Origin of the sequence: Massilia sp. Se16.2.3 (assembly GCF_014171595.1) — a bacterium.
In the GTDB taxonomy this organism is placed as follows: Bacteria; Pseudomonadota; Gammaproteobacteria; order Burkholderiales; family Burkholderiaceae_D; genus Telluria.
This window is the reverse complement of the sequence record NZ_CP050451.1, coordinates 3,842,235-3,861,132: the sequence shown is the minus strand read 5'-3', so window position 1 is coordinate 3,861,132 and position 18,898 is coordinate 3,842,235. Positions and strand designations below refer to the sequence as shown.

15 protein-coding genes and 1 pseudogene are annotated in these 18,898 nt (G+C 65.4%); 9 read left to right on the top strand and 7 right to left on the bottom strand.

Annotation, left to right across the window (positions count from 1 at the left end; genetic code table 11):
- Window positions 1–61 precede the first annotated feature (61 nt).
- Entirely contained in the window at window positions 62–1,687 is a 1,626-nt protein-coding gene (locus G4G31_RS17600; protein ID WP_182988738.1) for an NERD domain-containing protein, read from the bottom strand.
- Between the two features lie 232 nt (window positions 1,688–1,919).
- Here G4G31_RS17600 and G4G31_RS17595 point away from each other — a divergent pair, with 232 nt between their 5' ends.
- From G4G31_RS17595 to G4G31_RS17565, 7 genes are all read left to right on the top strand, one after another.
- The gene (locus G4G31_RS17595) at window positions 1,920–2,705 is read left to right on the top strand and encodes a hypothetical protein (RefSeq protein WP_182988737.1); all 786 of its coding nucleotides are present in this window, start codon (window positions 1,920–1,922) and stop codon (window positions 2,703–2,705) included.
- 143 nt (window positions 2,706–2,848) lie between these two features.
- Window positions 2,849–3,595, top strand: coding sequence for a GTPase (locus G4G31_RS17590; RefSeq protein ID WP_182988736.1), 747 nt, complete (start codon window positions 2,849–2,851; stop codon window positions 3,593–3,595).
- 11 nt (window positions 3,596–3,606) lie between these two features.
- Window positions 3,607–4,203 carry a hypothetical protein gene (locus G4G31_RS17585; RefSeq protein ID WP_182988735.1) on the top strand — a complete coding sequence of 199 codons (597 nt, stop codon included), beginning with the start codon at window positions 3,607–3,609 and terminating at the stop codon, window positions 4,201–4,203.
- Entirely contained in the window at window positions 4,200–6,035 is a 1,836-nt protein-coding gene (locus tag G4G31_RS17580) for a dynamin family protein (RefSeq protein WP_182988734.1), read from the top strand. The genes G4G31_RS17585 and G4G31_RS17580 overlap by 4 nt, the downstream gene beginning before the upstream one ends.
- A 2-nt stretch (window positions 6,036–6,037) precedes the next feature.
- Window positions 6,038–7,687, top strand: a complete 1,650-nt coding sequence (locus G4G31_RS17575; protein WP_182988733.1) for a dynamin family protein — start codon at window positions 6,038–6,040, stop codon at window positions 7,685–7,687.
- Window positions 7,684–7,950 (top strand): YkgJ family cysteine cluster protein, encoded by a 267-nt coding sequence (locus G4G31_RS17570; protein WP_182988732.1) that lies wholly within the window; start codon window positions 7,684–7,686, stop codon window positions 7,948–7,950. Before G4G31_RS17575 ends, G4G31_RS17570 begins: the two co-directional genes overlap by 4 nt.
- Before the next feature lie 361 nt (window positions 7,951–8,311).
- Window positions 8,312–8,476 carry a hypothetical protein gene (locus G4G31_RS17565; RefSeq protein ID WP_182988731.1) on the top strand — a complete coding sequence of 55 codons (165 nt, stop codon included), beginning with the start codon at window positions 8,312–8,314 and terminating at the stop codon, window positions 8,474–8,476.
- Between the two features lie 34 nt (window positions 8,477–8,510).
- Here G4G31_RS17565 and G4G31_RS17560 read toward each other — a convergent pair whose 3' ends face one another.
- Window positions 8,511–8,789, bottom strand: a complete 279-nt coding sequence (locus tag G4G31_RS17560) for a hypothetical protein (RefSeq protein WP_182988730.1) — start codon at window positions 8,787–8,789, stop codon at window positions 8,511–8,513.
- A 91-nt stretch (window positions 8,790–8,880) separates the two neighbouring features.
- Between G4G31_RS17560 and G4G31_RS17555 the strand changes: the two genes are divergently transcribed.
- Window positions 8,881–9,378, top strand: a complete 498-nt coding sequence (locus G4G31_RS17555; RefSeq protein WP_182988729.1) for a hypothetical protein — start codon at window positions 8,881–8,883, stop codon at window positions 9,376–9,378.
- Window positions 9,379–9,469: 91 nt separating this feature from the next.
- Here G4G31_RS17555 and G4G31_RS17550 read toward each other — a convergent pair whose 3' ends face one another.
- The 5 genes and pseudogenes from G4G31_RS17550 to G4G31_RS17535 form a co-directional block, all read right to left on the bottom strand.
- Window positions 9,470–11,788: a xanthine dehydrogenase family protein molybdopterin-binding subunit gene (locus G4G31_RS17550; protein WP_182988728.1), complete on the bottom strand. Its 2,319-nt coding sequence runs from the start codon at window positions 11,786–11,788 to the stop codon at window positions 9,470–9,472.
- Window positions 11,785–12,102 carry a hypothetical protein gene (locus G4G31_RS29335; RefSeq protein ID WP_374011323.1) on the bottom strand — a complete coding sequence of 106 codons (318 nt, stop codon included), beginning with the start codon at window positions 12,100–12,102 and terminating at the stop codon, window positions 11,785–11,787. Before G4G31_RS29335 ends, G4G31_RS17550 begins: the two co-directional genes overlap by 4 nt.
- A gap of 115 nt (window positions 12,103–12,217) precedes the next feature.
- Window positions 12,218–12,820 (bottom strand): annotated as a pseudogene (locus G4G31_RS29330) (xanthine dehydrogenase family protein subunit M); the annotation flags it as partial.
- On the bottom strand, window positions 12,817–13,344 hold the full coding sequence (locus G4G31_RS17540; protein WP_182988727.1) for a (2Fe-2S)-binding protein: 528 nt from the start codon (window positions 13,342–13,344) through the stop codon (window positions 12,817–12,819). The gene G4G31_RS17540 and the pseudogene G4G31_RS29330, both read right to left, overlap by 4 nt.
- A gap of 902 nt (window positions 13,345–14,246) precedes the next feature.
- Window positions 14,247–14,714 carry an Lrp/AsnC family transcriptional regulator gene (locus G4G31_RS17535; RefSeq protein ID WP_182988726.1) on the bottom strand — a complete coding sequence of 156 codons (468 nt, stop codon included), beginning with the start codon at window positions 14,712–14,714 and terminating at the stop codon, window positions 14,247–14,249.
- Between the two features lie 189 nt (window positions 14,715–14,903).
- Between G4G31_RS17535 and G4G31_RS17530 the strand changes: the two genes are divergently transcribed.
- Window positions 14,904–18,464, top strand: a complete 3,561-nt coding sequence (locus G4G31_RS17530) for an indolepyruvate ferredoxin oxidoreductase family protein (protein WP_182991824.1) — start codon at window positions 14,904–14,906, stop codon at window positions 18,462–18,464.
- Window positions 18,465–18,898: the final 434 nt, after the last annotated feature.

Below are 18,898 nucleotides of genomic sequence, written 5' to 3'. Positions count from 1 at the left end.
TCGCGGCAGCTGGGTCGGTTGAGAAGGGCGCGCAACTCGCCGCCCCCTCGTTTCGTGCGGCCTAAGCGAGCAGGGCGGTCAGGCAACGCTCGGCCCCGTCCGACAGCACCAGTTCGACGGCCATCTGCGCCCGGGTCAGCGCCACGAACAGGCGGCGCCGCGCGGCGTCGTCGAGCTCGGCGAAGTCCATTTCGGTGACCACGACCGCCGGCGCGCTCTGGCCCTTGAAGCGCCATACCGATTCGACCAGCAGCTCGCCCTCGCTCCAGCGCGGTTCGCCGCTGGCGTCGTATTCGCCGGTGAAACGGCGCGTACGATGGGGACCGATGCAGGCCCGGTTCAGCAGTGCCGACTTTTCGCGGCCGCGGCCACAGACGACGGCGATGTCGGCGAGGGCGAAGCCGCGTGCCAGCAGCGCGGCCACCGCCTCCTCGGTCCGGGCCAGCACCTCCTCGTCGGACAGATAGGTCCGGATGCCCGGGAGCTCGCCGCGGTAGGGATTCAGCGCCCGGATCGGCGGGCGCACCAGGCCCAGCGCGTTGATCAGGTCGCAGATCACCTGCGGGCTGCGGAAGTTGTCGCTGCAGCCGATCGTGACCGCGTCGCCCAGGTCGAAGCTGTCCTGCCGGTACAGGCGCTGGGCTTCGTCTTCCAGTACGTACAGCCTGCCGTTGGGCCGCAGGCGGCTGCACAGGCTTTCCACCCAGCTCGCGTCGAAATCCTGGGCCTCGTCGATGATCAGGAGGTCCAGGCTTTGGGCGAAGCCGGCACTGGCGCCAACATAGTGCGCGGTCATGCGTTCGAACGCGCCTGGCGAAAAATCGGGATCGCCCTGGGTGCGCCGGTAATGCTCGACGCACAGCTCATGGAAGTTCACCACGTCGACCTTCGACGAGGCCAGATGGCGCACGTGGTCGGCCAGGCTGCGGTTGTAGCAGACGTAGCACGCGTTCAGCCGCTCGGCAGCGGCCGTCTCCAGCAGCTGCAGCGCGAGCTGGGTCTTGCCGGAACCGGCCGTCGCCTGGATACGGAAAACGCCGGAAGGCGAACCGATGCGGGGTACCCAGGTTGCGAGGCCATCGGATAGCCGCCGCACGGCGCCCTGCAACTGGTCGCGCAGGACCTCGAGGACGGGCGTGACCTGGAACTGGTTGAGCAGCAGGCGGCGCAAGGCCGCCCCGTCTGCCGTGCCCTGGATTGCGCCCATCCAGTCGCGGACAGTCGACACCATGTCGGCGTAGCGCGGTGCATCGATGATGCGCTCGCGCGGGATCGATGCCACCTGGCTGTCGCCGAGCGCATAGTCGGGCAGGACGAGGCAGCTCAGCATGGGGACATCGAGCCCGGCCTCGTGCAGCCGGTTCTGCATGGCGGTGCGCTGGAGGCGGCCCTGGCGCGCCACATCGCATTCGCCATCGCCGTACAGCTTGAATACCTCGCCGTTACGCAGGATGACGGGACCGGCCTTGACTTCGATGAGCAGCAGGCAGCCGCCCGGCGACAGGACGATGACATCGATCTCGCCGTAGCTGTCGCGCCCGCCGCGAAGCGTATGCAGGGCGATGTTGTGGAAGACCTCGAATCCGGCCGGCAAGTAGTCGCGCAGGCGCTCCAGCACCTCCAGCTCGCGGTAGCGTCCCGCATCCGTGCGCAGGGGAGGGAACAGAGCAGGTGAGAGAGTGGCCATGGGGCGAAAATAGTGATGAGGTTTCTCATTATCAACAATATTTTCCTGCTTGCACAGCGGCAGTTCGTCCCGATGTCTCCCTATTGCGACCCCGTTTGTCGCTTCGGCTGCGATGATCGAGCGTGTTGTCCGCCACGCCACAGCAAGCTTTGGCCGGCCTGCGGCGTGTAACGCTTATTTCCATGTTGAAATATTTTTGCTAGGATGCTGTCCACTTGATAAGCGAGACCGAATGAACCCAACTGACATGCGCGCGCTGCGGGCGCAATACGCTTATCCGCCTGGATGCCTGAAACCGACCACGCGCGAAGACGTGAAGGTGCACGTACTTGGCAACCGGCGCCTGCACGTGGAGGTGCCGGGCACCGCCGAATGGGCGCGGCCGGAGGTGCGCGCACGCCACTCGTCGGTCGCGCTGGACCGCTTCCATACCGGGCTGCTCCTGTCCGACGACGTCGAGGACCGCCTGCACGGACTGCTCTCCTGCGTCACCTGGGGCTTCGTCTCCGGCACCGACCTGCTGATCAAGCCGGAAAGGGCCTTTGGCAGGGCGGGCAGCCTGCTGAAGGGCGCGGGCTCGCGCCGGCCTCCCCAGGACCCGGCCGAAGTCAGGTCCCTGCTCGCGACCGCGTGCCGGGCAGCGAGGAATGGCGACCTGGCCACGGCGACGCTGGCCTGCCTGCGCATCAAGTTCGTCGGCCCGGCCTTTGCGACGAAACTCGTCATGGCAATGCGTCCGGACATCGCTGCCGTGCTCGACTCGGTGATCAACGAGCGGCTGCGCGGCCACGCCGATCGGGAACTGGCAGCCATGCACGGACCGATGGCCAGCCTGAATTCCGCCATCGCCCGCGACCACTTCGTCGCCCGCTACCTGAAGTGGTGCGACTGGTGCATGCGCCAGGCACAGGCGGCAAACGCCCTGCAAGCAACCTGGCCCGACTGGGACGGCAGCGAGCACCCGTGGCGTGCGGTCGACGTGGAGCGTGCGTTCTTCGCCATGGGCCGCGCCGCCTGAATCTCCTGCCCGACCATCCCCACGCCGGGCAGTGCTTCGACCCGCCCGGCATCCGACCACCTCCTTTACACATGACGATGAAGCTTAACGATATCCGCGTTGCCTTACGCGAGATGGAAACCGGCAGTCACGCGCCCAAGCCCGTGATCGCCGCCTGCGGCCTGATGAACGCGGGCAAGAGCTATCTGCTGAACATGCTCACCATGCATCTCGAGCAGGAATTTTTCAGGACCGCCGACATTCGCGAGACGGCCGAGAACGCACACTTCGAATCGGACCGCTACACCTATCTCGATACGCCCGGGCTGGACGCGAACGCGCTGGACGACGAGGAGGCCTGGTCGGGCTTGAAACAGGCCGACGTCGTGCTGTTCGTGCACCAGCCGCAGGGGGAACTGGAAGCGGTGGAAGCCGATTTCCTTCGTACGCTTGCCGCCGCGCGCGGCAGCGATGCCGGGGCCAGCATCCTGGTGGTCCTGACCAAGGCCGACAAGGCAAGGCCGGACGACCTCGATGCCATCGAAGCGCGCATTCGCCGGCAATGTGCCGATGAGCTGGGCTTTGAGGCGCAGGTGTGGCGGGTGTCGGGCAAGCGTTACCGGACGGGCCTGCTCGAGGGCGAGCCCGCACTCGTTGCCGCGAGCGGCATGGACGCGCTCATCGCGCAGATAAGCACCGTTGCCGCCACGGTGCAGGCAATCCGGGCACGCAAGGCGCTTGCCGAGGCGCGGGCCTTGCTCGAGGAGGTAGCGCAGGCCGAACAGCGGACCGCGCTGCGCCGGCAAGGCTTGCGCAACGAGGTCGTCACGGCCTTCGCCGCCTTCAATGGCGAAGCCGGCCGGCTGCGCGCCTTTCTGGACGACGCCGCAACGCGATACACCCATATTTGATTGAGGAAGACATGCCTTTACCCTGGTTGATTGGTGCCGCCGTTCTCGGGCTTGGCGCCGCCATTGCCGCTGCCACCAGCAGCGATGACACGTCCGGCAGCAGCGCCGGCAGCAGCAGCGACGGCGAGGAACGCCGCCGAAAGGAAGCCGCGGCGGAGCAGGTCCGCAAGGACGAGCGCGTGAAGAAGCTGACGAAAGCACGCCTTCTGTTCGCCGAAGGAGGCGCGCAGGCCGGCCAGCGGCTGGCCGCCGCGCTTGAAGACTGGGTGGACCTCGGCGGCGAGCCCGTATTCGGGACAACGCTGACCGCGTCCGGTTATGCGAAGCGACCGGCCCGCGAGGTCGTACCGCATGAGCTGGGCGAGGTCTTCACAGAAACGTTCCCCCGGACCGATGGGGAGGTCGCCGAGATTCGGCGCCACCTCGATTTGTTCAATGATGTCTATGACGTGCGCTTGCGCGGGAATACCCGGCTTCACATGAGGCTGATGGCGATCCGGTCGGCCGACAGGGAATTGTCCGAACTTGCAGGGCTGAGGAAAAATCTGGAGCGGATTGTCCAGGAGAGGGCCGAGGCAGCCGCGAACATGGCGGAGGGCAGGGCATGAACGAGACCGTCCTGCGCACCGACCTGCTCGCGTCCTTCGAGAGCCTGCAAGCCCGTTTCGACGATTCGCTGAAACAGGCCAGGGCCCATGAAGCCGATTTCGATGCCCTGCGCCAGCGTTTCGCGGACGCGCTGTCGGCACGCCTGCGGGCGGCTGGCGAAGGTCTGCCGCCAGGTAGTCCGGTACGCGACCAGGTGCTCGGCTTCATCGACATGCTGGCCGCCACACAGGCCGAGTGGACGCTGAAAGTGGCCGGACGCAACAAGGGAATCGCCTTCCGCGCCCGCTACGAGGATTCGCTGCTCGTGTTCGTCAACGGCAAAGTCAAGTCGGGCAAGAGTTCGCTCGGCAATTACATGGCCTGGGGCGATACCGACCCCACGGAAGCGCTGAAGCAGGAGGTGCCCCCGGGCATGGTCCCGGAACATTTTTCGCACGCACAAACAAAAGTCGAGAGCGGTGACGCGGAGAATGAGGCAGCGTCGCGCCGCGAGTTCCGCGTGGGCGCGACCGAAGCGACGAGTTCGATCCAGGGCTTTTCCCTGCCTGGCCTGACCTGGGTCGATTCACCCGGCCTGCATTCGCTGAACCACGAGAACGGCGCGCTGGCACGAGCCTACGTCGAGCACGCCGATTTGATCCTGTACACGATGAAGTCCGACTCTCCCGGACGCAAGAGCGATATCGACGAGATCAGGTCACTGCTCAACCGGGACAAGAAGGTCCTGCTCCTGCTGACAGGCAGCGACGACAACGAGGATGTTCGCGACAAGGCAAGCGGCACCTGGGTGTCGCGCCTGGTCATGAAGTCTGCGCAGATCCGCGCGCGCCAGCGCGACTATGTCGCTTCGGAGCTGAAGTCGGCCTGCAGCGCCGAGGAGGCCATGCAGGTCGAGATCGTGTCGCTGTCGGCGCACTATGCCCAGCTGCACGCGAGCGACGTCGATGCCTTCGAAGATAGCGGCGTCGGCCACCTGTGCCGTACCCTGCACCGGATCGCACAATCGGAGGGGGTGCGCATGAAGCAGCGTACCCCGATGACCAACCTGCGCAACTTCCTGGCCGAATGCCGCGCCGGGCTGGAACCTTACCAAGGCTTGATCGGCGGTTTCAAGGCCCCGCTGCACGCCGCCAAAAGGCGCCTTGAACAGCAGCTCGGCGGCGCGGTGCACGCGGGCCAGCAGGAGCTGCAGCAGTTCATCGACGAATTCTTCGCGCAGCTCGAGTCCGACCGCGCCGACGCCAGCCGCGTCGGCGGGCAACTGGCCGATTTCGAACAGCGCCTGAACGCGCGCTACCAGGAGATCGCAACCCGGCAGCTGGCGGCAATGTTCGACGACATCATGGCCGGCTTCGCCGATGCCGTGCGCACCACTTACTCGGGGAGCGGCATGGTGAAGTTGCCGGGCTTCGAGCTGGCCACGATCACCGAAAAGATCGCGACCGTGAAGGGCGGCACGCGCACGCTCACGAGCCTGCTGGGCAGTATCGCGGGCGGGATCGCCGGCTTCTTCCTCGGCGGCGGCCCGCCCGGTGCCGCACTCGGCATGAGCCTGGGCGGGGGGCTGGGCGGTGCCAGCGGAAGCAGCGCTACGACCCAGTATCGGGAAGTGGAACTGACCGTCGGCGACAACCTGCAGGAAATCCGGCTGCAGGCGCTGCGCGCCAGCCAGCAGGCGCTCGACCGCCAGATGCGCCTGGCTTCCAGCGGGCTCTGGCAAACGATGGAAGAAGAAGTCGACGGCTTGCTGGCCGGCATGGCCGCGGAAATCGACCGTTTCGACAAAGACCTGCACACCCTGGTGCAGGCAACCGACGCAAGCGAGAAATGAATATGAGCATCAATCCGACCCAGTTGCTGCAGGCCTACGATCAAGCGCGGGCGTTTGTCGAGGCCGATCCGGCGATGGCCGCGGCGTTCAGCCCGATCGGCGAGGTATTCGAGGACAAGAAGAAGAGCGCGGATGCCGTCATCATGGTGTATGGCGTCTACAACGCCGGCAAGAGCACGCTCATCAACGCATTGCTGCAGCGCGAAATCGCGCCGGCCGACGACATTCCGCTGACCGACAAGGTCACTGCCTACGAATGGGGCAACTACAGCATCCTCGACACGCCTGGCGTGGACGCGCCCATCGCGCACGAAAACGTCACGCGGGCGCAAATGCTCAAGGCCGATGCGATCCTGTTCGTGGTCGATCCGCTCGGTACGGTCGAGGAAGCGAAGACCCTGGACGTGCTGCTGGAGATGCTGGAAGAGCGCAAGCAGGTCTTCCTTGTCTTTAACGACAAGAAGAATCTGGGCGACGCGGACTTCATCAAGCTCAAGGACCAGACCCGTGGCCACCTGCAGAAGATGGCCGCCGCCCGTGGACTGAACGACGTGCTGGGCGACATCCCGATTGCGAAGATCAATGCCAGGCGTGCCTTGCGCGGCTTTGTCGAGGGCGAGCCCGCCCTGGTGGAGCTGAGCGGTTTTCCCGCCTTCGAACGCCAGCTGACGGGCTTCCTGCAAAGCGTCGGGCTCGACGAGGTCTACGGCCGGCTGCAAGGACAGTTGGCCGGCTTCCTGCAGGAGTATGTCGCGCTGCTCGAGTCGCGTACGGACTCGGCCCTCGTCAAGAAGTACGACCGGCTGCTCGGCAGCATCGGCGCCCAGCAGTCGCGCGTGACCCAGGCCATGCGGCGCGAACTGGGACGCCAGCGCAGCCAGCTCGCCGACATGGCCAGGACCACCATGCGCACCGCTCCCGACGATTGCCAGGCCAGGATCGAGCAACTGATGATCAAGGCGGGCCAGGCTGTCAGCGACACCCTGCAGCACGAGCTGCAGCAGGTCGTGTCCTCGGTACAGGTCGAAATCGAGGAACTCGAAGCCGTGGTGCCGCGCATGCAGCACCAGGCTGGCTCGGTCGAAGTCCCGACGCTGGGCAAAGGCGACGGGGAAGGCGGGCAGGGGGGAACCCCTGCGCCGCTGCCGGCGGCATCGGCCATCGACATCAAGGGCGCCATGCAGCAGCTGGCGGGCATCACGAAGCCCGAGCACATCGTGAGCGGCCTGAAACTGGTCAAGGAGGTCGCGCCGTCGCTGATGAAGGGTATCGGCACCAGGACCATGGAGAAATGGGCTGGCTCGGTCGTCGGCAAGTGGCTGCCGTACGTGGGCATCGCGGTCTCGGTGGGCGAGGTGTTGTATGGCCTGTTCAGGGGCGATCCCGAAGAAGCCCGCCTGCGCCAGCAGCACGAGGAACAGCAGCGGGCCCGGGAGCGCGCCGTCCAGCAGATGGAAGACTTCGCCCGTGAACTCGGCGAAGGCTTCGAGACCTCGATGCAGGCGGGCGTGGACAAGGAAATCGGCGAATTCTTCGCCAACGTCAGTGCGCACGTCGAAAAGCTGCGCCAGGCCTTCAGCGAGGCGGACCAGGCAGCCAGCGCGCGGGTGCAGCAGCTGGTCGGGATTCTCCGCCTGGCCCTCGACGCGTGACGGGCGAACAGGTCCGCGAGCCGTTTCCATGCAACGGTCGCGGAAAATGCTGCCGTCGCGTGGACGGCAGCACGGAGACCGCCTGGCTCGATCGTGGTGACGGCACTTGCCGCCACTTCGACGAGCCCGGCAAGCGCTGCACCATCTACGCGCAGCGGCCGCTGGTGTGCCGCGTCGAGGCGTACTACGAGCAGCACCTGTCGGGGCAGGTCAGCTGGCCGGAATTCGTGCGGATCAATCTCGCTATCTGCGCCACGCTCTAGGGGCTTGCCCCTGGCGCCGGCGCGCCGGCGTCCGGGCCGCTCGGCTCCGTGGTCCCAAGAGGATGCGAACCGGGAGCATGGACTCCGGCCCGGCATGCGACGAGCCACAGGTCACAGGAATTGTCTGCTTTTTGCACAGTCGCGCGTGCCAGGGGGCTGCTCCTGAAGGGCAACCTGATGTATGTCCAGAACGACTTGCAGGCCTCGCACGAGCTGGTGCGCGCGGCCGAGCGTCTGGGCCGTGCCCCGCGCGACGTCGGCCTGCGCTTCCAGCTCGGTGTCGCATCCGCCGAAGCCTATGGCGAGGAGGGCGATTTTCTACGTGCCCTCGCGGGCATGCAGGCAAGCCTGACCCTCGTACATGGCGCTCTACATGGCCAAGCCGCACGGCCGCAACCGTGCCTTCGGCCTGCGCAGTTTCAGCGGCAGCGGCGCTGTGCTCGCGGAGATCGAGCAGGACCTGGAGCTGGCCTGGCGCGATGGCGGCGTCGAGACGGACGTGGTGATGGTCGGTGCGCCGCGATAGGCGATGGGGTCGGTGTGAGTCGGAAGCGCATGGATCAGCAGAATTTTTCCAAGGCGCAGACCTGCTTGAGATCCTCGGTTTTGACCATGAACCACTGCTTGTGGCGGCCGTCGGGGTAGCAGAATTCCTCGTACGTGTACGCGTCGTATGCGACGCCGGCCGCCCTGAAGGACCCATTGTCGATGAGTACGACAGGCAGCTCCTTCGCCATGAAGAACTTGATCTGGCCTGCTTGGGCCTCGGTAATCGGGCGGCCCCTGGCGGCCAGCCACTCTTCTTTCGTTTGATCTTTGGGCTCGATGTAGCATCCCATGGTCAGGTTCCTTCAATCGTTGCAACTGCTTCGTCAGGCTGCGGGAAGGATATTATCCCTTGATGAAGTTATTTTTTAGAGGATTGGTCTCGTGAACCCTGTATTGCATGTGGAATCTGACCCTCATGACCTCACCATGCTGAACATAATTGAATGTATCAAATCCATTCAGTGCGAAGATCATTTCGCGTCCCGCGAAAAAAGAACGCAACGTGAGCGGGCATCGGTAGTAAAAGGATTTCAGCAAGCTGTCGTCCATGAGTTGGAAACGAATCTTGCGGAAGAATTCGTCTGGTCCCAGGAATACAAGCATCCGTCTGACAGGAAAGACGCAGTCGACATATTCGGCACAAGCCGCGACGCCCTCGTCGTTATCGAATTGGACGCGAACCGGGCAGATCAGGTGGCGAAGAAGTTCCTTTCACGATCGGCGATATTCGAAGGGAACAAAATCTACTACATTTCGCTGTGCTATCCGGGAACAGAGTACATGAGCGTAAAAGAGTGCATCAAGTATTTCGACTACTGTGCCAATCTCGCCAGGAGGCTCGGAAACGTCTATGCGGGCCTCCTCATTCAGAGGATATAGCAGCTGACTCGCGACCAGCATGCAGCAGCAAGCTGGAACGGTACGGTCATCGCCGGGGGGCGCTAGTTTGCAGACGCGCCATCGCAGCTCCTCAGCTTTCCGTCGGCCCCGGCACCGGAATTTCGCGATCCCCCAGCAGGATCTTGTCCGGCGTGATCGGCGTGCTGCGGATGCGCCGTCCCGTCGCATGGAAGATCGCGTTGGCAATCGCGGCCGAGGTAGAGACGATACCGATTTCGCCCACGCCCTTGGCGCCGAGCTGCTTGCTGACGACGCGGTCGTCCTCTTCGGCGAAGATCACCTCGATGTCGTGGATATCCGCATTCGTCGCCACGTGGTATTCGGCGAAATTGTGGTTCATGAAGCGGCCGAAACGGTGGTCGGTGAAGCTTTCTTCGTGCAGCGCGTGGCTGATGCCCCAGACCACGCCGCCGACGATCTGGCTGCGCGCGGTCTTGGTGTTGATGATGCGGCCGGCCGCCACCGCGTTGACGACGCGGGTGACGCGCACGATGCCGAGCTTCTCGTTGACGCGGACCTCGCAGAACACGGCCGAGTGCACGGCGCGGGTGAACTTGCGCTGCTTGAGCATCTGCGGCGTCATCAGGTATTTTTCCTCGACACGATCCACACCGCTTGATGCCAGCACGGCTTGCAAAGGGATGGCCGTGTCGGGGCGGCCGCGGATCATCAACGCGCCGTTTTCAAAAGCGATGTGCTTGGGACGCAGGTTCGCGAAGGGGCAACCGGGCATGCGCTGGGCCATGCGCACCAGCCGGATCTTGAGTTTGTCGCAGGCGCCGTGGACGCCGCCGCCGACGGTGGTCACGTGGGACGAGCCGCCTTCGACCGGCGCGAAGGGCAGGGTGGAGTCGCCCAGCTGGAAGGTCACCCGCTCCATCGGCAGGCCCAGGCTTTCGGCGGCGATCATGGCCATGACGGTATAGGTGCCGGTGCCGATGTCGGACGCCGCGCTGCTCACGACGAGGCGGCCATCGGCATGGAGAACGGCGCTCACGCGCGCCACCATGACCAGGGAATCCCACATGCCGGTGGCCATGCCCCAGCCGATCAGTTCATCGCCGTCGCGCATGGAGCGCGGCTCGATGGGCCGGCCCTCCCAGCCGAAGCGCTGCGCGCCCTTGTCGTAGCACTGGCTCAGCTCCTTGGAAGAGTAGGGCTTGTCTTCGAGCGGGTTGCGGTGGGCATAGTTGATGCGCCGTAGTTCCAGCGGGTCCATCCGCAGCTTGTAGGCCAGTTCGTCCATCGCCACCTCGAGCGCGTGCATGCCATGGGCGGCGCCGGGCGCGCGCATGTCGATCGGCGAGTGGCGGTCGTGCGCCACCAGCTGGTAGCCGAGCTTGATGTTGTCGCAGGCATAGAGCTGGCCGGACCAGTTCACCACCACCTCGACGTAATCCTCCAGGCGCGAGGTTTCCTGGATCGCCTCGTGCACGATGGCTTGCAGCTTGCCGTCCTCGCTGGCGGCCAGCTGGACTTTCTGCCAGGTTTCCGGACGGTGGCCGAAGCTGAACATCTGCTGGCGCGTCAGCACCACCCGCACCGGGCATTTCAGGTGCAGCGCGGCCATGACGGCCAGCGTCAGCTGGTACTGGGGACGCAAGCCGGAACCGAAGGCGCCGCCGACGTAGGGATTGCGCACGGTGACCTTTTCCTTCGGCAGGCCGAAGGCGCGCGAGACATACCAGCGGTTGTTCTGCGAGCTCTGGGTTTTGTCGTAGATGGTGAGGTGGCCATCCTCGCCGTAGAGCACCGTGGTGGCGTGCATTTCCATCGGGTTGTGGTGCTCGGGCCCATGGTAGAACTGCGATGCGATCTTCACCGGCGCGGCCTGGTAGGCCTTGGGCGCGTCGCCTTTCGAACTCGGCGGCGTGAATCCGGGCTTCAGTGCACGCGGCTTGTAGGCCTGGTCCAGGCTCGCAAGCAGGTTCGTCTCGTGGGCTTCTTCCTCGTAGCTCACTCTGACCAATTGGGCCGCATGGCGCGCGGCCTCGAAGTTGTCGGCCACTACCAGGGCAAGCGGCTGGCCGCTGTAGAACACCCGGTCGCTGAAGAGTGGGCGAAAGGGCGAGCCGGCGGGCGCCGTCATGTCCTTGTAGGCCAGGTCGTAGCTGCGGATCTTCGGGCGGTTCAGGTGCGTGAGCACCGCCACGACGCCGGGCACGGCCAGCGCCTCGGCGCTGTCGATGGCGGTGATGCGGCCGCGGGCGATGGTGCCGCTCACGACGACGCCATAGCGCAGTCCCGGCGCGTCGATCTCGGCGGCGTACTGCGCCTGCCCGGTTACCTTCGCATGGCCGTCCACCCGCGAGACCGGCATGCCACGCTGCACGCGGCCCGTGCCTTCCGGCGCTGTCGGCGTACGCAGTTCTGGAATCAGGTCGCTCATTGCGCTTCTCCGTGCTCGTTTTGGGCCGGGCTTGTTCCGCGCGTCGCGGCTTTCAATGCCCGGACGATGGTGTTGTGGGCCAGTGCCAGTTTGAAGTCGTTCTGGCCGTAGTCGCGGGCGCCGTGCAGGACGATGTCGGCGGCGGCGCTGAACGTTGCTTCCGTGGCGGGCTTGCCGGCGAGCGCCGCTTCGGCCTCCTCGACGCGCCAGGGTTTGTGGGCGACGCCGCCGAGGGCGATGCGGGCCGCGCGGATCGTGCCGGTGGCGCTGTCGATATCCAGGGGCGGCGGCGCTCGATACCAGCGCGAAGGCATAGGACAAGCGGTCGCGCACCTTGATGTAGGCGCTGTGCGCAGCAAAGCGGTTCGCGTCGGGCAGGTCGATATGGGTAATCAGTTCGCCGGGCGCCAGCGTGTTGTCGTGCTCCGGATGGTCTCCCGGCAGGCGGTGGAATTCGGCGAAGGGGATGTCGCGTGCGCCGGTTGCGGAGCGCACGTGCACGACGGCGTCGAGTGCGCGCAGGGCCACGCACATGTCGGACGGGTGCGTCGCGATGCAACCCTCGCTGGTGCCGAGGATGGCGAGCTGGCGGTTCAGGCCCTTCTTCGCCGGGCAGCCGCTGCCGGGCTCGCGCTTGTTGCAAGGGGTGCCGAGATCGTAGAAGTAATAGCAGCGGGTGCGCTGCATCAGGTTGCCGCCGTTGGTCGCCATGTTGCGCAGCTGGGGCGAGGCGCCCGCCAGGATGGCCGCGCTGAGAAGCGGATAGCGGCTCTTCACCCGCTCGTCATAGGCCGTGTCGGCGTTGCGGGCCAGGGCGCCCAGGCGCAGGCCGCCGCCAGGGATGTCCTCGATGCGGTCCAGACCCAGCGCATTGATGTCGACCAGCCGGGCGGGGCGCATCACGCCTTCCTTCATCAGGTCGAGGAGGTTGGTGCCGCCCGCGATCGGGCGCGCGTCCCCGGCTTTACCTTCGGCCAGATGTGCCAGCGCGGCGTCGATGTCGCTTGCCCGGGTAAAGGTGAAGGGGTTCATGCGGCGTCCTTCCCGTTGGCGGCCGGCCGTTGTGCCGCGCCAGGCGCCTTCTCGATACGCATGACCTGCATCACGGCCTGCGTGATCTGCGGGTAGGCCCCGCAGCGGCAGATATTGCCGCTCATGAGCTCGCGCACCTCGTCTTTGGACTTCGCACGGCCTTCGGCGATCAGCCCCGCTGCCGAGCAGATCTGCCCCGGCGTGCAGTAGCCGCACTGGAAGGCGTCGCAGTCGATGAAGGCCTGCTGCAAGGGATGGAGGGCGTCGCCATCGGCCATGCCTTCGATGGTCGTGATGGCATGGCCATCCTGCATGACGGCGAGCGTCAGGCAGGAATTGATGCGCCTGCCGTCGACGAGGACCGTGCAGGCACCGCACTGGCCATGGTCGCAGCCTTTCTTGGTCCCCGACAGCTGCGCGCGTTCTCGCAGGAGGTCGAGCAGCGTCACCCAGGAGGGCACCGAGAAGTCCCGGTCCTGTCCGTTGATGCGTAACCGGATCGGGTATTCGTGTTGCGGGTCCATGGCTGTCCTTTCATTCCGGATCGCTCACGTTAACCAATAATCAAGTTCTGTTCGGTTCGTTCGCTCACGTATATCGCATCGGCCTTGACCGAGGAGCGCGGCGGCAACCGGGGTGGCTCGTAGCAGAATTGGCAAGTGGGTGTACGGCGCCAAGGACGGCCCCGCGCTCAGAAATGTAACTAACCAAAGAAGAGGACCAGCAAAACCACGACAGGCGAACGCCAACAAAACGAGACAAGACAGTAACACTCACCCAGGCGTCCAGGAGGAAGGTTCGCCCGGGTGAGGTCAGCGCCGTGCTCGGCGACCAGGCTGCACGTGGGCCCGCATGCGCTCCGGTCGCCCATGGCTCGAAGAGACATGCGGGTCATGCCGGACCGGCGAGCAGGTGCCGGTATGGCGCTGCCGTATCGGCGTCATGAGGTGCTCGAGAAGTCGCTCCTGCGTGCACCCAGCAGGGGTCATGCACCCAGCAGGGGTCAGGTCTGACATTTGGACACGAGCTCAACAGGAGGTGCATTCGAAGCAGCTCAACGGCACACAGCAGGGGTCAGGTCTGACATTTGGACACGAGCTCAACAGAAGGTGCATCCAAAGCAGCTCAGCAGGGGTCGGGTCTGGCATTTGGAAACAAGCTCAACCGGAAGCATTCCGTTCAGTGCTGTGGTGCGGGGAATGCAAGTTGCGGTATCAAAAGGCGCATGGACACGGTTAACCGTAAAAACGTAACTAACCAACAGACTGATGTCCGGCCACTTAAATGTCCATACGCTAACGAAACAAACGAAGCCAGCAAAATTTCACCCAAGCCACCAGGGAGGAGGGTCCGCGCCGACTCTGGCCAGTCTGGACCACCAGCAAAGGTCGGCCCTGGCCTGCCGCGCCACACGCTCCTGCGCCCGCTACAAAGGCAAGGCCGTCTCATACTTCACTTCCCGCAGCGCTACGCTGGTATTCAATTGCGACACCCCTGGCAACTTCAACAGCACGTTGTGCAACAGGTCGTGGTAGGCGTCCATGTCCGCCACCATCAGCTTGACGATGTAATCCGAGGTGCCAGTCACCTCGTAGCACTCCATCACCTCCCGGCACGCCTTCATCTGCGCCTCAAAAGTTTCGACGACGCCGGCCTCGTGGCGGGTGAGCGAGACGTGCAGCATGCACACCAGCCCGAGCTCGAGCTTGCGCCGCTCCAGGATGGCGGCGTAGCGCTTGATATAGCCGTTCTCTTCCAGCTCCTTCTGGCGCCGCCAGCAGGGTGAAGCCGACATGCCGACCTTCTCGGACAGCTCGTTGATGGAGAGGCGGGCGTTCCGCTGCAGTTCGCGGAGGATGCGCATCGATGCCTGGTCGAGGTTGTTTTTTTCCATTTAGGGGTAATGCGGGAAAAGGTTTGCCGGTTCCGGCACAACGGCCGGTAAGTTAGAAATGATATTTCTGGCATCAAGACTATCATGTTTCACCATGGAAGAGCTGTGGGCACAACCCGCGGCAGGCGGCACGCGACCCATCACAGCGCGGCGCCGCAGGACGATAAAAAGAGGAGACACATGGGTTCGATGCATGAAGAAGTCGCCGGCACCGGCGCAGCGGAACACAACACGGCCACGGCGCTGGTCGACCCGGGCTACCGCCTGGACGATAACCTGAAGCGCACGCAGGGCCGGGTTTTCCTCACCGGCACCCAGGCGCTGATCCGCCTGCCGGTGATGCAGAAGGCGCTGGACGAGCGCGCCGGCCTGAATACGGCCGGTTTCATTTCCGGCTACCGCGGTTCGCCCCTGGGCGCCGTCGACCAGGAAGCCTGGCGCGCCTCAAACATCCTGAAAGCCAACGCCATCGAATTCCTGCCGGCGATTAACGAAGAGCTGGGCGCCACCGCCGTGCTGGGCACCCAGCAGGTCGGGGGCGACCCGAACCGCACCGTCGACGGCGTCTTTGCCATCTGGTACGGCAAGGGCCCCGGCGTGGACCGCGCAGCCGACGCCCTCAAGCATGGCACGACCTACGGCTCGTCTCCCTACGGCGGCGTGCTGGTAGTGGCCGGCGACGACCACGGCTGCGTCTCGTCCTCGATGCCGCACCAGAGCGACCAGGTGCTCATGGCTTGGCACATGCCCATCGTGAACCCGGCGAATATCGAGGAATACCTGGAGTTCGGCCTGTACGGCTGGGCCCTGTCGCGCTTTTCCGGCGCCTGGGTCGGCTTCAAGGCGATTTCCGAGACGGTGGAGGGCGGCGCGGTCGTCGAGCTGCCGGAAATGCCCACTTTCCGTACGCCTGAAGACTACACGCCTCCAGGCGATGGCCTGCATTATCGCTGGCCCGACCTGCCCAGCCTGGCGCTCGAGCAGCGTACGGCCGAGAAGCTGACCGCCGTCCAGGCCTTCGCACGCGTGAATTCGATCGACAAGCTGGTCGTACCCGCGCCGAACGCCAGGCTGGGCATCATCGCCGCCGGCAAGGCCTATCTCGACCTGGTCGAGGCTTTGACGCGCATGGGACTGCCCCTTGACAAGCTGGAGGCCAACGGGCTGCGCCTGTACAAGCCTGGCCTGACCTATCCGCTCGAGCGCACCCGCCTGCACGCCTTCGCCGACGGGCTGAGCGAGCTGCTGGTGGTGGAAGAGAAGGGCGACGTTGTCGAGGGACAGATCAAGAGCCTGTTCTACAACCTGGCGCTTGATAAGCGTCCGCTCGTGATCGGCAAGCAGGATGCGGCCGGCATGCCGCTCCTGTCCGAGCTGGGCGAGCTGCGCCCATCGCGCATCGCGCCGGCCCTGGTGCGCTGGCTGGCTCCTAAACTGCCGGAGCTCGGCCTGGAACGATTCATGCCGCAGTTCTGCCGCGCCGACGTGCTGTCGAACGGCGCCGACGCCATCAAGCGCACGCCGTACTTCTGCTCGGGCTGCCCGCACAATACGTCGACGAAGGTGCCGGAAGGCAGCCGCGCGCTGGCCGGCATCGGCTGCCACTTCATGGCCAGCTGGATGAACCGTGACACGTTTACGCTCACGCAAATGGGCGGCGAGGGCGTGCCCTGGGTGGCGGCCTCGCGCTTCTCCCGCGAAAAGCACGTGTTCCAGAACCTGGGCGACGGCACCTATTACCACTCGGGCTACCTGGCCATCCGCCAGGCGATCGCCGCGCGCACCAACATCACCTACAAGATCCTCTACAACGATGCTGTCGCCATGACCGGCGGCCAGCCGGTGGACGGCAAGCTCACCGTGCCGCAGATCGTGCAGCAGGTGCTGAGCGAGGGCGCGGCCCACGCCGTCGTCGTCACCGACGAGCCGGGCAACTATGCCGGCATCGCGCTGCCCGGCGGCGTGCAGGTGCACCACCGCAGCGAACTCGATGCCATCCAGCGCCGGCTGCGCGAGATGGAGGGCGTGACCGTCCTCGTCTACGACCAGACCTGCGCCGCCGAGAAGCGCCGCCGCCGCAAGAAGAACAAGCCCGATAAAATCGTCTTCCCCGACCCGCAGCGGCGCATGGTGATCAACCCTGCCGTGTGCGAGGGCTGCGGCGACTGCGGCGTGCAGTCGAACTGCCTGTCGATCCTGCCGCTGGAAACCCCGCTGGGCCGCAAACGCCAGATCGACCAGGCTTCCTGCAACAAGGACTTCTCCTGCGTCGAAGGCTTCTGCCCGAGTTTCGTGTCCGTCATCGGCGGCAGCCTGAAGAAACCGTCTGCCGCCACGCTGGCCCAGGCCGAGCTGGAAAAGCTGCTGGCAGCCTACCCGCTGCCGACGCCGTTCGCTTTCGACAAACCCTTCGAGATGCTGGTCGCCGGCGTCGGCGGCACCGGCGTGGTCACGGTGGGCGCCCTGATCACGATGGCCGCCCACCTCGAAGGCAAGGGTGCCTCGACGCTGGACTTCACGGGCTTTGCCCAGAAGGGCGGCGCCGTGATGTCGCACGTGCGCGTGGCGCGCTCGCCCAAGGCGCTGCACCAGGTACGGATCGACCTGCAGCAGGCCGACGCCATTCTCGCCTGCGACCTGGTCGTGGCCGCCATGCCCGATTCGCTTGCCGTCATGCGCCGCGGGCATACCCAGGTCATCGCCAACGAGAGCGAGATCCCGACCGCCGACTTCACCCGTAATCCCGATGCCGACGTGCGCCGCGAGGATCTGCTGGCGAAGATCATGGACGCCAACGGTGGCGCTTCGACGCTGCGCCTGAATGCGCCCGACATCGCCGCGCGCGTGCTGGGCGACCCGATCGGCGCCAACATCCTGCTGATGGGCGCGGCCTGGCAGAAGGGGTTGGTGCCGGTGAGCCTGGAAGCGATCATGCGCGCCATCGAACTCAATAACGTCGCCGTCGAGATGAACAAGAAGGCCTTCCTGCTTGGACGCCTGGTCGCCGCCGACGCGGGGGCCGTCGACCGCCTGGCGCAGCCGGCCAGGGTGATCCAGTTCACGCCGCCTTCCTCCCTGCAGGACCTGGTCGCCTACCGCGTCGACCTGCTCACGCGCTACCAGGATGCCCGCTACGCCGAAACGTATCGTGCCGCCGTGGCGCGGGTGGAAGCGCGTGAAGTGGAGATCGAAGGCGAAGCGTCCAAGCGTGCCGTCAGCCGCGCGGTCGCGCGTGCGCTGTTCAAAGTCATGGCCTACAAGGACGAGTACGAGGTGGCACGCCTGCACCGCGATCCGGCCTTCCTGGAAGGCTTGCACAACCAGTTCGAAGGCGACTTCAAGCTCGAGTACCATCTGGCGCCGCCGCTGCTGGCACGCCGCAAGCCCGGCAGCGACGTGCCAGCCAAGATGCGCTTTGGTGGCTGGCTGCAGTCGGTGTTCGGCGTGCTGGCGCCCTTGAAGGTGCTGCGCGGGACGCCATTCGACGTCTTCGGCTACACGCACGAACGGCGCGAAGAGCGCAAGACGCGCGACGACTACCTGGCATTGGTCGAGACGATCGCCACCGGGCTCACCGCCCGCAACCGCGACTCAGCCCTGAAGCTGGCCCAGTTGCCGGAGTCGATCCGCGGCTTCGGCCACGTCAAGGCCGGCAACCTGGCCAAGGCAAAGGCGGAGACAGAACGGCTGCTGCAGGAGTTCACCTCGCCGTCGAAGGTGATCCATCTCGAGCGCGCGACCGGTCGTTAAGACGGCCCGGCACTCCGGCCCCGCCCGGTCTTCGTCAGGTACGCGTGTCCGCCCACGGTGGCTGACGCCTCGCGGTCTTCGTCACCGCGAGCCCGCGGCTTCGTCCGTAGGGTGGGCACCCCGTGCCCACGCGGACCCAAGGCACCGTTAGCCGCTCAGGCAACAGCCCCGCCAACGGATGTCATCCCCTTGCATGCCGCCAGCGCTCTGCTGCCAATCGCGTTCGCGGCCGGATCTGATCCGCGTGGGGCATTGAGGCCGATGGCCTCTCTGCCGGCTTCACCACGGGATGCCCACCCTACGGTTGCTGCCGCTGACGAGCGGTTGCGGCCGTCAGCGCCAGCTGAACGCCACCGCAACGTGCACAGCCGATCAGCCAAGCCCACCCCGCACGCCCACCCATGACAGCGTTCACCCGCGCCGCTATAATTTCC